Genomic DNA, 13,815 nt, shown 5'->3' on the forward strand with positions numbered 1-13,815 from the left:
CGGGGCTTTGATTGGATCAGGCCGCTTCTTTTGACGGGCCGGGATCGTTTTTGCTGCCTTTCAGCCACTCGCGCATGCTTTGCATAAGGGCGTAGAGGACAGGCACCACGATTACGCCAACCAGCGTCGCGGCCAACATGCCACCGAACACGGCGACACCGATGGCTTTTTGGCTGGCCGCGCCCGCACCATTGGCAGCCAGCAGCGGTACGACCCCCAGCAGGAAAGACAGGGCGGTCATCATGACAGCGCGGAAACGCTGATGAGCGGCCTCGACGGCTGCTTCCTTGATCGATAGACCCTTGGCGCGTTGTTCCATCGCGAACTCAACGATCAGAATGCCGTTCTTCGAAGCTAGACCCACCAGCATGATCATACCGATCTGCGTATAGAGGTTTATGTCACTGCCAACGATGGCAACCGCGGCCACCGCCCCGAACAGGGCTACGACCACTGACAGCAGGATCGAGACCGGCATAGTCCAGCTTTCATACTGCCCCACAAGAAACAGGTAACCGAATAGGATGGCCAGCCCCAGAATGATGATCACCAGGCTGCCGGACGCCAACTGTTGTTGTGCCGTCCCCGTCCATTCGAACGAGTATCCCGGCGGCAGGGCCGAAGCAGAAACCTCTGTCATCGCGGTGATCGCATCGCCGCTGGACAGGCCCGGTGCTGGTACCGCTGTCACCGTTGCCGATCGGAACAGGTTATGCCGCTTCAGCAGAACCGGCCCCAATACGTTTTCCACGTCGATCAGGGTACCAAGTGGCACCATGTCGCCCTTCTGTGAGCGCACATAGAGGCTGGCAATGTCATCGACATTATCGCGATAGCTGCCTTCCGCCTGGATCATTACGCGATAGACGCGACCAAACAGGTTGAAGTCGTTGACATAATATGACCCCAGTTGGGCCTGCATGGTCTGGAAAATCTCAGCCACCGAGACGTCCAGTGTCTTGGCTTTCTCACGGTCCAGATCCACGAACAGCTGCGGAACGTTGGCACGGAATGTGGTATAGGCCTGTCCGATCTCGGGTCGCTGGTTGGCCGAATAGACAAACGATCCCACAGCCGATGCCAGATCCTGCGGTGAACCGCCGCCGGTTTGCTGCACCTCCATCTCGACCCCGGCAGACATGCCGAGACCCTGAATTGGTGGCGGGTTGAAGGCAACGGTCGAGGCTGCGGTCTCATTATTCGCGATGGCCAGCACCTTAGCCAAAATGGCTTCGGCGCTCAGGTCTTCCTCCTGCCGTTCGCTCCAGTTGTCAAGGTTCACGAAGATCGCAGCGCCGTTGGTGATTGTGCCGTTCAGCAATGAGAAGCCATTGATCAGAACGGTGCTGGACACACCCGGGATCTCGCGTATCTGGTCATCAAGGCGCTTTGTCACGGCCTCGGTTCGTTCCAGCGTAGCAGCATCAGGCAGTTGCACGTCAACAAAGAGATAACCATTGTCTTCCAGCGGGATAAACCCAGCTGACGTGTTCGACATGATTGCCCCTGTTCCCATGCCGAGCCCAACCACGATGGCCAGCGCGATAGCCGGAAAGACAAGCAGTTTGCGAACAATGGCGACATAGCCATTGCGAACGCCACCAATGAGATTTTCGAACAGCGCAAGCAGCCCCTTGGGTGGCCCCGAGCGGGCCTTAAGGACCAGCCCACACAGCGCGGGCGACAGTGTCAGCGCGTTGATGGATGAGATTACAACAGCGGTCGAGATCGTAACAGCGAACTGAGAGTACAGCCGCCCTGAGATACCCGGCATGAAGGTTACCGGTACGAACACCGCCAACAGAACCAGTGTGGTCGCGATGACGGGGCCGGTGATCTGCCCCATAGCCTTACGGGTGGCTTCGGCTGGGGGCAGCCCCTCATCAGCGATGATGCGCTCGACGTTTTCGACCACGACAATGGCGTCATCAACCACGATACCGATGGCCAGCACCAGCGCAAACAGCGAGATCGTGTTCAACGACATGCCGAAGGCCAGCAAGAAAGCAAACGTGCCGATCAGTGAGACCGGGATAGCAACCGCCGGAATGATCGTCGCGCGCCAACTTCCCAGGAACACAAAAACGACCGAGATCACGAGGGTAAAGGTCAGGATCAGCGTGGAAACAACGTCATTCAAAGAAGCTTCGACAAAGTCTGTCGTGTTAAAGGGGACATCATATTCGACATCCGTGGGGAATGCGCGGGACAGCCGCTCCAGTTCCGCCTGCACGCGCTCTGAAACGGCCAGGGCGTTTGCGCCGGGGGCCTGATAAATGCCGATCACGGTGGCGGGCACGGACTGAAAATAACCGGATGCCGAGTAAAACTGTGCACCAAGCTCAACCCGGGCGATGTCCCTTACGCGGACAATTGCGCCGGCATCTCCAGTACGGATCACGATGTTGCCAAATTCTTCGGCTGACGTCAGTCGCCCTTTGGATTTGATCGTGTATTGAAAGGTCTGGCCTTCGGGAACAGGTGGTGCACCAATCGAGCCTGCGGACACTTCGATATTCTGTTCGCGGATCGCGTTGATCACATCGCCTGGTGTGATGGACAGGGCTGCCATCTTGTCCGGGTCCATCCAGACCCGCATGGCATATTCAAGGTTGGTCAGAACATCAGCCTTACCCACGCCCTGCACACGCGCCAGCGCATCGCGCAGGTTGATCGAGGCATAGTTGGAAAGAAACACGCTGTCATAGGTGCCGTTGGGCGAGGTCAGCGTGACCAGCATCAGCATGTTGGTCGACGATTTTTGTGTAACAACGCCCGAAGATGTCACTTCGGCGGGCAACGACGACATTGCCTGTGCCACCCGGTTCTGCACGTTGACCGAGGCGATATCGGGGTCGGTGCCAACTTCGAAGGTTACGTCCAATGAATACGAGCCGTTGTCAGACGATCTGGACGTCATGTAGATCATGTCGTCCACACCGTTGACCTGCGCCTCGATCGGTGCGGCAACAGTGTTTTCCACTGTTTCCGCATTTGCGCCGGTATATTTGGTGGATACGTTGACGACGGGCGGGGTAATGTCAGGGAACTGCGCGACCGGCAGCACCAGATAGCCGATGCCACCCATGATGGTCAGTACCAGCGAGATGACAAACGCCAGCTTTGGCCGGCTGATGAACAGGGCTGAGAACATCGATTATTCTCCCGGCTGTTCAGAAGCGACGACCGCGTCAACAGCCACGCCGGGGCGGACCCGTTGCAGGCCCTCGACAATCACGCTTTCGCCCTCACGCAAGCCTTCCGTAACGATGATGGCAGTACCTTCCGTGTTGCCTGTGGTGATGTATCGCTGCTCCACCATCTGTTTGTCGTTTACTACAAGAACAAAGTCACCACGCTGGTCGCGTTGCAGTGCAGCTTGCGGCACCAGAACTTGCAGGGTTGGTTGCAGCGCTTCAATCTGCACATTCACGAATGCACCATCCAGGATCAAACGGTCGGCATTTTCGAACTGGGCGCGCATTGTGATCGCACCGGTCAACGGGTCGATACGATTGTCAACGAATACGATCCTGCCCGTTTCATCCAACTTGGTTCCATTTGGCAGCGTGATATGCACATTGGGGCTTTGCGGGCTGTCAGCAAGAGAGGCGGAATTTGCGCCAACGGTCTGAAGAACCGAAGTGAAGATTTTTTCGTTGAGCGAGAAATTCACATAGATCGGCGTCTCGCTGACAATGTTCACCAGCGGGGGGTTGGTCGGGCCTACCACATCGCCGACACTGGTGGTGATGCTGCCGATACGCCCATCAAAAGGCGCGTGGATCTGTGTATAGCTGAGGTCCAGTTCGGCCTGCTGGATCGCTGCATTTGCGGCCTTGACCTGAGCCTCGGCGACCAGTTCGTTTGCCCGCGCGATGTCACGTTCGGATTCAGGTGTCGCGTCGCGCTTGTAAAGCTCTTCCTTACGCGCCAGGTCAACCTTGGCCAACTCAAGATTTGCCTCGGCCCGGTTCAGATCAGCTTTTCGGGCCTCCAATGTCGCTTCGTAAAGGTCCGGTTCGATGGTGAACAACAGGTCGCCTTCTTTGACCGTTGCCCCATCCTCGACATTTCGGCTGTTGAGAAAACCGTTCACGCGGGCGACGATGTCGACCTTATTGATCGCCTGAGCGCGCCCTATGAAGGAAGCCTCGTCGGTGATTTCTTCGGTGTAGGCGGCCGCAATCGTAACTTTCGGTGCCGCTCCTTCGTCCTGTGCAGTTGCAGGTTGGGCCAGTCCCAGGGATATCAGCAATAATGCGGTGGCAATTGGATTGCGGGCCTGAGTTGGAAAAGGGAAAACTTGGGACATGGCGAAAGCCTCGTGCATTTCAGAAACAATTGGTGTCCATCCCGGCGGTCACAATCGCGCGAGTCGACAAAACTTGTTTGCAGGATGGCTTGTTTACCACGATTTCTCAAGCGCGATGAATCCCGAGGTGGTTCGCGATGACGCCAAAAATTTGAGCAAGTAAGCTGGTTTAGGTGTCGGCCCGTTCCGAGGTGCCGAACGAAAACAGGGGCCAACGGCCCCCGTTTGAGTATCCGAATATCAGGGTGGTCAGCCGCGTTTACCAGCGAATTTTGCCTGCCATTCTTCGCGCTGTTCGTCTGTGATCTTGGCGAACAGAACGTCTGGCACGGTAAGGTCGTGACCCGCGGGTAGCGCGTTCAACGCTGCGGCTACGTCTTCCGGCCAGCTGGTATCAAGCGTGTTCATGGCGCTTAGCATCTTGGCCGCAGCATCAGGGATGAACGGCGCGCTGAGCACGGCATAGAACCGGATCAGGTTCAGACCCAGACGCACCTGTGCAGCGGCTTGTTCGGGGTCTTCCTTGAAGGTTGACCACGGCGCCGCAGCTTGCAGGAATTCATTGCCAGCCACCCAGATGGCCCGCAGCTCCTGAGCCGATTTGCGGACGTCCATTGCTTCCATATGCGCCTCATAGGCGCGGACACGTTTGGTAAGTTCATCGATCAGAGCGTTCTCACGCTCGCCAAACTCACCGCCTTCGGGCACCACCTCACCGAATTTCGAGCGGCAGAACTTAGTGATGCGGCTGACGAAGTTGCCCAGAACATCGGCCAGATCTTTGTTCACGGATTGTTGGAAGTTCTCCCACGTGAACTCGCTGTCGCTGCTTTCCGGTGCATGGCTCAGCAGCCACCACCGCCAGTAGTCAGCTGGAAGAATCTCGAGCGCCTGATCCATGAAAACGCCACGACCCTGCGAGGTCGAGAACTGGCCGCCGTCGTAGTTTAGATAGTTGAAGGATTTCAGGTGGTCGACCATTTTCCACGGCTCGCCCGACCCGAGAATGGTGGCGGGGAAAGAAAGCGTGTGAAACGGCACGTTGTCCTTGCCCATGAACTGGACATAGCGCACATCGTTCGCGCCCTTGTCGGTGCGCCACCAGCGTTCCCACTCGGAATCGGGTTTCCCAGTGGAATCCGCCCATTCCTTGGCACAGGCGATGTATTCAATCGGCGCGTCGAACCAGACATAGAAGACCTTGCCTTCCATACCGGGCCAGTCCTGATCGCCTTTCTTGACCGGAACACCCCAGTCCAGATCGCGGGTGATCCCCCGGTCTTGCAACCCGTCGCCATCATGCAGCCACTTCTTGGCAATGGATGTGGTCAGGATCGGCCAGTCGGTTTTGCTGTCAATCCAGGCATCCAACTGATCCTTCATTGCCGATTGGCGCAGATAGAGGTGCTTGGTCTCACGCACTTCCAGATCGGTCGAGCCCGAAATGGCCGAGCGCGGTTCAATCAGGTCGGTTGGATCCAACTGCTTGGTGCAGTTTTCACACTGGTCGCCACGTGCGTTCTCATACCCGCAATTGGGGCAGGTGCCCTCGATATAGCGGTCGGGAAGAAAACGACCATCCGCGTTGGAATAGATTTGCTTTTCCGTGACTTCACGGATCAACCCGGCCTCATCCAGTTTCCCGGCGAAATGTTGGGTCAGCTTTTTGTTCTGCTCGCTGGATGAACGGCCAAAGTGATCAAAGCTCATCCCAAAACGCTTGGCGATGTCGGCCTGAATTTCGTACATGTCCGCGCAATACTCGGCCACAGGCTTTCCAGCTTTAGCAGCGGCCAGTTCGGCCGGGGTGCCGTGTTCGTCGGTGGCACACAGGAACATGACCTCGTTTCCCCGGCCACGCTGATAGCGTGCATACAAGTCGGCAGGCAGTTGCGAGCCGATCAGGTTGCCGAGGTGCTTGATCCCATTGATGTATGGGATTGCCGAGGTGATGAGAATCCGAGCCATATTCCGTTTCCGCATATCTAACTGCGCGTTCGTCTAACCTATGTCACCGCTCAGCAAAAGCCCGGTTTCGTAGATGACTGGAATAACTCTGATTTGTGACGCGCCCCTGATGGGACGACCAAGCCGCCGATGGCCGTTGCAATACGGTCAGATTGTAGTCAGCCAATTCGCAGACTCTCCGCAATGCAGGGCTGCGGGCTCGCTTTTCATTCCTCGCGGGCGCGTTTCAGCAACCTTCCGACCGTAAAGGATGTACGCGGTGCGTAGACGTAATTGGTTCTTTCCGCGGGTGTTGGACGCGACCGCATTCGGGCCAGGCCGAAGCCGATCAGGAATACGTGGCCGACCGCGACAAATGCAAACAGCGCGCTGGGTCCAAAATCCTGGATCAGTGTTGATGTGATATAGGGTGACGCAATTGCCCCCAGCGCGTACCAGAACATCAGGGCGGCAGACAACTCGACCCTCTGCTCGGTTGTCGCAAAATCGTTGGCATGTGCGGATGACACCGAAAAGATCGGGAATGTCGTAAACCCAAAAAGCCCTGCTGCCAGCATGACACCGACAGTTCCCGTGTCGCTTGCCGCCATTGTGACCCCGCAGCTTAGTACCGCCGCGACCGAAAGCCAGATCAAGACCCAGCGCCGGTCGTACTTGTCAGCGAGCCACCCCATCGGATACTGCGCCAGTGCCCCGCCCAGAACGAAAGAAGCTAGGAAGAAGGCGATTTGATCCACTCCCAGCCCGACTTCCTGACCGTAGACGGGCCCGACCATTCGGAAAGATGCTGAGCTGAGTGCAGAAACAATGACGCCTGCTACGGCCAATGGCGAACTGTGCCACGCCAGTTTCGGGCGCAGGCGGGGGGCGTCAGGCGTCTTCGGTTGACTTGCGCGTGTCAGCGTCAGCGGCAGCAACGAGGCGCAGCACAGGATCGCCAAGAGGTTGTAGGATACATACGAGGCGGGTGGCAGGACAGCGATGATCAACTGAGCACTCAGCGAGGCACCCATATCGACGATGCGATAGGTGCCCATGGCTCGTCCACGTGTCTCATTGGTTACTTTTGCATTCAGCCAGGCTTCGATGACGGTATAACAGCCTGCCACACATGTGCCCGAGGCGATGCGCAGCGCCGCCCATACATAAGGATTGTCTGTCAGGGTGTGGCCGATCAACCCCATCGCGCCCAGCGCTGTGCATACGGCAAATGCGCGGGAATGCCCGACGCTGCCCATCAGTCGCGGCGCCCACCAGCAACCTATGAAAAAGCCAAGAAAATGCGCCGAACCCAGCATACCGATCTGTTCGGTCGAAAAGCTTAACGTGATCCCGGAGATGGCATCCAGTGGCCCGACGCCGCCTGTTGAAAGCTGAAGCAGAATGACCGACAGAAACAGGGCGGCAAATGAAATGATCGTGCGCATGGTTTTCTCAGATAGGCGGCGTCACCGGACAATGCGCGCAACTATTCGACTTTATCCAGTCGTTTTTTGCTTTTTGTCAGTCAGGTTGCTCGAATGATCTCGGCACGAATGTCCAGCCCAACATGTTGTCCTACCAGATCGGGATAACCCGAGGCACCGAAATCGTGCCGGTTCAAAGTCCCGATCAAACCTATGGACAGGCGGCTCAGGTCGTTCGCGGCTGTACCAGGCTGGCGGTACAGGTTGGCTTCCAAGGTTATGGAGTGCGTCAGACCTCGGATAGTCAGTTCTCCCTTGACACGAGCGCCATTCGAAATGCGCCCATCCGCCCCCAATTGAATGTCAGTCGAAACGAACTGAATTGTCGGATAGGTTTCGGCGTCCAATACACTGGGGCCGAGCATCGGCATGCGGGCAAAGGGCAAGCGGGTTCTGGCCTTGGTAACGTCCAGCACCACCGTGACCCGGCTGTTTTGCAGGCGTTGCGTGTCAATTTCCACGTTCGCGTCCCGGATCGGCATTGATCAGGTCTGGGGAATGCCGGAGAGGTCATAGGTAAACCCGACCCGGGTGCCGTTCGGTGACAAATTGTATGGCTTCAAGGCGGCCTGCACCGTATTCGCCAAAGGCAGAGCCGCCATCCCCGTAAGTACGAAGCGGCGGGTCAGGTGTGTCATGCCATGACCGTGTCCCGTCTGGGGCGGGATCTTTTGATCAACATCAGAACGATGGCAATGTTCAAGCCGTTCCAAAGAATGCCGTTGACGAAAGCCAGTTGGTAACTTCCGGTGACATCGTAAATCCAGCCTGACATCCAGCCACCAAGCGCCATGCCAAGAATTGTCATCATCATGACGAATCCGACTCGCGCGCCGGCTTCTTGCGGCGGCATGTATTCGCGGACAACCAAAGCGTAGCTGGGCACGATGCCACCCTGCGCCAGACCGAATAGCAAGCTGATCACATAAAGTGAGACCATCCCGTCATACGGCAGGAACAGGAACAGCGCGATGCACTGCAATACAGAGCCGATCAGAAGTGTCATGACGCCACCGAGACGGTCGGCCAACAGGCCCGAGACGATACGGCTGGCGACGCCGCCCAGTAGCATCAGCGATAGCATCTCAGCCCCCACTGCGGGGCCGTATCCCAGCCCGACGCAATACGACACGATATGGACCTGTGGCATGGACATCGCTACGCAACATCCAATGCCGGCCAGACCAAGAATGTACTGTAACACGCGTGGTGAAACACCGACACTGCGTGCGTTGATCCGGGCTGTGGCCGCGGCTGTGTCGTGCGCCTCGATTGGGACCTTGCGGCGCAACAACAAGGACAGGGGGATGACAACCAGCAACGTCAGAACCGCCAATGTCAGATAGACCTGTTGCCAGCCGTCGCGTGCCAGAATACCGGACAGCAGGGTGGGCCAGATTGCCCCGGACAGGTAATTCCCGCTGGCCACCAGAGCGACGGCGATTCCACGCCGTTTCATGAACCAGTGCGAGATATCGGCGATCAAGGGCCCAAATCCGATCGATGTTCCCAGCCCGACCAGCAGATGCGCCGCGGATAGTAGCGTTATATTCGGGGCCAGCGTTGCCAATAGATAACTGAAGGCGCTTAAAACAGCAGCGCCGATCAGGGCGCGTGTCACACCCAGCCGGTCCACCAGTTGCCCCAGCCACATATTGCCCAGCGCAAATCCAATCATCGTAAGTGTATATGGCATCGAGGCTTCGGCGCGACCGGCGCTGAATTCTGCTTCGACGGCGGGCATGACCACGATTACAGCCCACATTCCCACATTCGCCACAGTTGCGATGGCGAGCGTGATCAGAAGGCGTATCCAGGAATAGCGGCTGTCATGGATCGGATGGCTCATGCGGCGACGCTAGGGTGCGATCCGGAGTTTGGCCAGTCACATCTTGCGTGATCCTTGCGGCTTCACGTCAGAATGTCCTCTGTTTCAATGCGTTTCAGGTGCAGACCGGTGCGGGCAGCGGTCTGAGTGGCTTGCCAGCTGACCGGGGGCAGGGCGCGGGCGCGGCGGCGGGTCAGGGTCCAGTGCCTGGCATCCCCCTGATGGGCGGCGGCCATGTGCCAGCGTGTCTCAACCCCTTGTGCGCCGCCATCACCGGGCGTCAGCAGCAGGCCAAGCGGGGCATGGCCCATCGTGCCGCCTTGTTCTGCGGCCAGATGCATCCGCCGCACTGGTGTCAGCCCCGGCGCGCCGGGCAGGTCGCCTATGATCAGCGGGATGGCTCCGCTGCGCAGCGCCTCTTCGATACACCATAGCAGATCTTCGGCGCGGGTGGGATGGACGAACAGAAAACGCGCCGGATCAGCAAAGGCCATCATTCCGTCGGGATTCAGTTGGGCGGGCTCCCACGCGGGGGAAATCCACAGCACGGGCCCCTGTGTCTGACCGGCCAGCCAGATGGCAAAGCTGCGCCGGGCGGGGCCGTAAGCCTCGTGCATGCGGCCCGGTTGCAGGGTGATCTGCGAATGGAGATTTACCCCCGGTACCTGACGCGCAGGTTTGTGGCCAAGAAGCTGAGCAGACATGCCTGCAAGCTATCATGTTCCACTTTTGTTCTCAAGGGGTGAGGAGCATTAACGGGACAAGATCAGCTTGCCATCCGCAAACTGAATGCTTGAAAAACGGTGCAGATATTCCATCCCCAAAAGCGATTTGTCCAGCTCACCCTCGTTGACCCAGGCCGAAACGTTCTGATCCGTAATGGGTCCTATCGTCAGGGTCTCAAGCCGCACCGGCGCGGTTCGCACCTCACCGTTTGCAGTCAAGGCGCGCCCGAAATAATTCAGCTGATCGGGATCAATGCCTGCCCGTTTGGCATCCTGCGCGTTCAACACGATCTGGCTGGCACCGGTGTCGACAAGAAAGGTAATCAGCTCACCATTCACCAGAACCGGAAGGTAATAATGGCCGTCATAGGCGCGGGGAACCTCAACCGAGTTTCCGGTGACACTCATCTGCGGTGCGGGACCGACCGAGGAGCGAATATCCTCCCACAGGCCGACCAGTGCGATGACCCCGACGAATATGAACACCCATGCCATGACCTGCTGCAATGTCTTGCTAAGCGACTGCCGATTATGCGTGACAAACCACATCAGCAGCGCCGCCCCCAGCAGGGCCAGATAGATCAGGCGTCCAATGTCGAAACTGTCCATGCGGTTACCCGGAAATCCCTCTAACCTTGTGAATATGGGGATTTAAGATGCAAATCCAAAGGCCTTGAGGCCATCGAGAATGAACTGAACAGACAATGCAGCCAGCAGCATCCCAAGAAGCCGGGTCAACACGTTCAATCCGGTTTTCCCCAAAAGCCGTGCCACGGCCCCTGATGAAAGATACATCACAAAAACCATTGCCAGAACGACCAGCATAACGCCGATGACCACGGCCAGGCCCTGAATGCCGGGATGTTGACCGGCCAGCAGGATCATAGTGGCAATCGCACCGGGCCCTGCAATCAGTGGGATACCCAGTGGAAACACAGACGGGTCCGGATGTTCTTCCTCTTCGGCGCTGTTTTCACGACGTTTGGTCCGGCGTTCAAACAGCATATCGAGCGCGGTCAGAAACAGCAAAACACCCCCCGCAACACGAAACGCCTCCATCGAGATGCCGACAAATCCCAGCAGCGCTTCGCCGAAGGCCGCGAACATCGCCAGAATGCCGCCAGCAGTCAGGCACGCGCGAACAGCGACAGAGCGGCGCGTGTGCCAATCCATGTTCTGGGTCAGGGCCACAAAAATCGGCGTTTGCGCCGGTGGATCAAGAACCACGAAAAGCGTTGTGAACGCGGTGATCAGAAATGCGGTGTCAATCACTCTTTGCTACTCTGTTGCAGATGTTTCAAAATTCTCAGGGCGTCTTCGGCCAGTCCGGAGGGAACATAAACATGATCGTGGTGATAGCCCGCGACCATGTTTGCCGGAATTCCGGCCTGTGCCAACGCCCCCGAGACTGCAGCGGTCAGACCCACGCCTTCCAGCGAGGAGTGCACCTGAAGCGTGATACAGCGCATAGCGACCGCCTCTTTTGGTGCGCAATTGATCGGAACGACTAAAGACAGCCCATCGGCCTCGACGTAACTGGCGCGTGTCCCGTCGGGCCAGTCCATATCTTCGGGCCAGACCACAAATGCGAATTCTCCGGGTTGAATTTCGGGATGCATTCCCGCGATCATTGCTTTGGTTTCAACGACAGGATCGCTCATACCGTTTCTGCCTGTTCCAGTCGCTCAGCAGCGGCGATCCAAAGCGCTTCTGCTTTTTGCATAGCCTCGACCACCTCGGCGAATTTGCGATTCCAGATTTCCAGATCGTTGATCTTGTCGTCTTCGTAAAGCGTCGGGTCGGCCAGTTTTGCCGCGAGCTTGTCGTGCATCTCTGTCAGTTTCTCGACCCGGTCCTCGCATTTGCGCAGGTCCGCCCGCAATGCCAGCATGGTATCGCGCGAGGCGCGTTTGGGCTTCTCTGTTTGTGGCTTTTCTTTCACCGGTTTGTCACGCGCCAGCAATAGGGCACGATAGGATTCAAGGTCACTGTCATAAGATTTGACCGTACCGTCCGAGACCAGCCACAACCGATCGGCAACAAGCGACAGCAGGTGCATGTCGTGGCTGACCAGCACGACAGCACCCGAATAGGCGGTCAGCGCTTCGACCAGCGCCTCACGGCTTTCGATATCCAGATGGTTCGTCGGCTCGTCGAGGATCAGCATATGTGGTGCGTCGATGGTTGCCAGCAGCAGCGACAGGCGCGCCTTCTGCCCACCCGACAGGCGGCCAACCTCGGTTTCCGCCTGAGCCGCGTTCAGGCCGAACCCCGCCAGACGCGAGCGCCACTTGCCCGGCGCCTCGTCCGGGCGCAGGCGGCGCAGGTGGTCCAGTGGCGTTTCGTTCACATAAAGCTCGTCCACCTGATGCTGAGCGAAATACCCGATGCGCAGCTTGTTGCTGCGGGTCATCTTGCCTGCCATCAGGGGCAGGCGGTCTGACAGCAGTTTGGACAGGGTCGATTTACCCTGACCGTTCTTGCCCAGCAGCGCGATGCGGTCATCCTGATCGATGCGCAGGTTCAGGCGGCGCAGTACTTCGGTTTCGCCATAACCCGTCACACCGCCTTCAATCTGGATGATCGGTGGCGACAGTTCCTCGGGCTCGGGGAAGGAAAACGCACGCAGCGCGGCCTCTTGCGGGGTTGAGACCAACTGGATGCGTTCAATCATCTTCAGGCGCGATTGGGCCTGTACGGCTTTTGACGCCTTGTAGCGGAAGCGATCCACAAAGCTTTGCAGGTGTGCGATGCGGGCCTTGGCCTTTGCATTCTCGGATTCCGCCTGCGCTAGACGTTCCGCCCGCCGTTCGGCGAATTTGTCATAAGGCACGGCGTAATAGGTGAGTTTGCGATCCTCCAGATGCAGGATCGACCCTACGGCACGGTTCAGCAAGCCCCGGTCATGGCTGATGATAATGACCGTGTGCGGATATTTCGCCAGATAGCTTTCCAGCCATAGCGCGCCTTCAAGATCCAGATAGTTGGTCGGTTCGTCCAACAGCAACAAATCCGGTTGCGAGAACAAAACCGCCGCCAAGGCCACGCGCATCCGCCAGCCACCGGAAAAATCCGAGCAGGGGCGCAATTGGTCTGCGTCGTCAAACCCCAACCCCTTGAGGATCGAGGCCGCGCGGGCTTCGGCCGACCAGGCGTCGATATCGGCCAGCCGCGTCTGGATTTCGGCAATTCGCGTGGGATCTGTTGCGTTGCCAGCCTCGGCCATCAGGGCGCTGCGCTCGGTATCAGCGGCCAGAACAGTGTCGATCAGCGAAACGTTGGACGAGGGGACCTCTTGCGCGACCCCGCCAATGCGGTCGCGCTTGGGGACCGAAATATTGCCCGATTCCAGCGCCAGCTCCCCGCGGATCAGGCGAAAAAGCGTGGTCTTTCCCGTGCCATTCCGGCCCACAAGGCCAACCTTGTGACCGTCTGGTATGGTTGCGCTGGCGCCATCAAACAATGGGCGGCCTTCAACGGCATAGGTGATGTCTTCGATCCGTAACATGGAGC

12 protein-coding genes are annotated in these 13,815 nt (G+C 58.0%); all 12 read right to left on the reverse strand.

What is annotated here, in order from left to right; all coding sequences use genetic code 11:
• Positions 1–16: 16 nt before the first annotated feature.
• Positions 17–3,154, reverse strand: coding sequence for an efflux RND transporter permease subunit (locus ACR0NZ_RS02630; RefSeq protein WP_480516750.1), 3,138 nt, complete (start codon positions 3,152–3,154; stop codon positions 17–19).
• Positions 3,155–3,157: 3 nt separating this feature from the next.
• The gene (locus ACR0NZ_RS02635) at positions 3,158–4,315 is read right to left on the reverse strand and encodes an efflux RND transporter periplasmic adaptor subunit (RefSeq protein ID WP_480516752.1); all 1,158 of its coding nucleotides are present in this window, start codon (positions 4,313–4,315) and stop codon (positions 3,158–3,160) included.
• Positions 4,316–4,564: 249 nt separating this feature from the next.
• A complete protein-coding gene (gene metG / locus ACR0NZ_RS02640) occupies positions 4,565–6,283 on the reverse strand; it encodes a methionine--tRNA ligase (RefSeq protein WP_480516754.1) in 1,719 nt (572 codons plus the stop codon).
• Between the two features lie 206 nt (positions 6,284–6,489).
• A complete protein-coding gene (locus tag ACR0NZ_RS02645) occupies positions 6,490–7,710 on the reverse strand; it encodes an MFS transporter (RefSeq protein ID WP_480472365.1) in 1,221 nt (406 codons plus the stop codon).
• A gap of 80 nt (positions 7,711–7,790) precedes the next feature.
• Positions 7,791–8,210 (reverse strand): YceI family protein, encoded by a 420-nt coding sequence (locus tag ACR0NZ_RS02650; protein WP_480516756.1) that lies wholly within the window; start codon positions 8,208–8,210, stop codon positions 7,791–7,793.
• A gap of 24 nt (positions 8,211–8,234) precedes the next feature.
• Positions 8,235–8,387 (reverse strand): hypothetical protein, encoded by a 153-nt coding sequence (locus ACR0NZ_RS02655; RefSeq protein WP_480516758.1) that lies wholly within the window; start codon positions 8,385–8,387, stop codon positions 8,235–8,237.
• Positions 8,384–9,598, reverse strand: a complete 1,215-nt coding sequence (locus tag ACR0NZ_RS02660) for an MFS transporter (protein ID WP_480516760.1) — start codon at positions 9,596–9,598, stop codon at positions 8,384–8,386. The genes ACR0NZ_RS02655 and ACR0NZ_RS02660 overlap by 4 nt, the downstream gene beginning before the upstream one ends.
• A 62-nt stretch (positions 9,599–9,660) precedes the next feature.
• On the reverse strand, positions 9,661–10,281 hold the full coding sequence (locus tag ACR0NZ_RS02665) for an ImuA family protein (RefSeq protein ID WP_480516762.1): 621 nt from the start codon (positions 10,279–10,281) through the stop codon (positions 9,661–9,663).
• A 48-nt stretch (positions 10,282–10,329) separates the two neighbouring features.
• Complete coding sequence (locus tag ACR0NZ_RS02670; protein ID WP_480516764.1) at positions 10,330–10,911, reverse strand: retropepsin-like aspartic protease family protein; 582 nt, start codon at positions 10,909–10,911, stop codon at positions 10,330–10,332.
• Between the two features lie 42 nt (positions 10,912–10,953).
• Positions 10,954–11,574: a MarC family protein gene (locus ACR0NZ_RS02675; protein ID WP_480472375.1), complete on the reverse strand. Its 621-nt coding sequence runs from the start codon at positions 11,572–11,574 to the stop codon at positions 10,954–10,956.
• Positions 11,571–11,963 carry an ACT domain-containing protein gene (locus tag ACR0NZ_RS02680; RefSeq protein WP_480516765.1) on the reverse strand — a complete coding sequence of 131 codons (393 nt, stop codon included), beginning with the start codon at positions 11,961–11,963 and terminating at the stop codon, positions 11,571–11,573. The genes ACR0NZ_RS02675 and ACR0NZ_RS02680 overlap by 4 nt, the downstream gene beginning before the upstream one ends.
• On the reverse strand, positions 11,960–13,810 hold the full coding sequence (locus tag ACR0NZ_RS02685; protein ID WP_480472379.1) for an ABC-F family ATP-binding cassette domain-containing protein: 1,851 nt from the start codon (positions 13,808–13,810) through the stop codon (positions 11,960–11,962). The genes ACR0NZ_RS02680 and ACR0NZ_RS02685 overlap by 4 nt, the downstream gene beginning before the upstream one ends.
• Between the last annotated feature and the right edge of the window lie 5 nt (positions 13,811–13,815).

Source organism: Ruegeria sp. AE3, from assembly GCF_056542225.1.

Excerpts from the sequence above, each read along its gene's own strand:
- ACR0NZ_RS02630 (WP_480516750.1), bottom strand. The coding sequence starts at position 3,154 with ATGTTCTCAGCCCTGTTCATCAGCCGGCCAAAGCTGGCGTTTGTCATC.
- ACR0NZ_RS02635 (WP_480516752.1), bottom strand. The coding sequence starts at position 4,315 with ATGTCCCAAGTTTTCCCTTTTCCAACTCAGGCCCGCAATCCAATTGCC.
- metG (WP_480516754.1), bottom strand. The coding sequence starts at position 6,283 with ATGGCTCGGATTCTCATCACCTCGGCAATCCCATACATCAATGGGATC.
- ACR0NZ_RS02645 (WP_480472365.1), bottom strand. The coding sequence starts at position 7,710 with ATGCGCACGATCATTTCATTTGCCGCCCTGTTTCTGTCGGTCATTCTG.
- ACR0NZ_RS02655 (WP_480516758.1), bottom strand. The coding sequence starts at position 8,387 with ATGACACACCTGACCCGCCGCTTCGTACTTACGGGGATGGCGGCTCTG.
- ACR0NZ_RS02660 (WP_480516760.1), bottom strand. The coding sequence starts at position 9,598 with ATGAGCCATCCGATCCATGACAGCCGCTATTCCTGGATACGCCTTCTG.
- ACR0NZ_RS02665 (WP_480516762.1), bottom strand. The coding sequence starts at position 10,281 with ATGTCTGCTCAGCTTCTTGGCCACAAACCTGCGCGTCAGGTACCGGGG.
- ACR0NZ_RS02670 (WP_480516764.1), bottom strand. The coding sequence starts at position 10,911 with ATGGACAGTTTCGACATTGGACGCCTGATCTATCTGGCCCTGCTGGGG.
- ACR0NZ_RS02680 (WP_480516765.1), bottom strand. The coding sequence starts at position 11,963 with ATGAGCGATCCTGTCGTTGAAACCAAAGCAATGATCGCGGGAATGCAT.
- ACR0NZ_RS02685 (WP_480472379.1), bottom strand. The coding sequence starts at position 13,810 with ATGTTACGGATCGAAGACATCACCTATGCCGTTGAAGGCCGCCCATTG.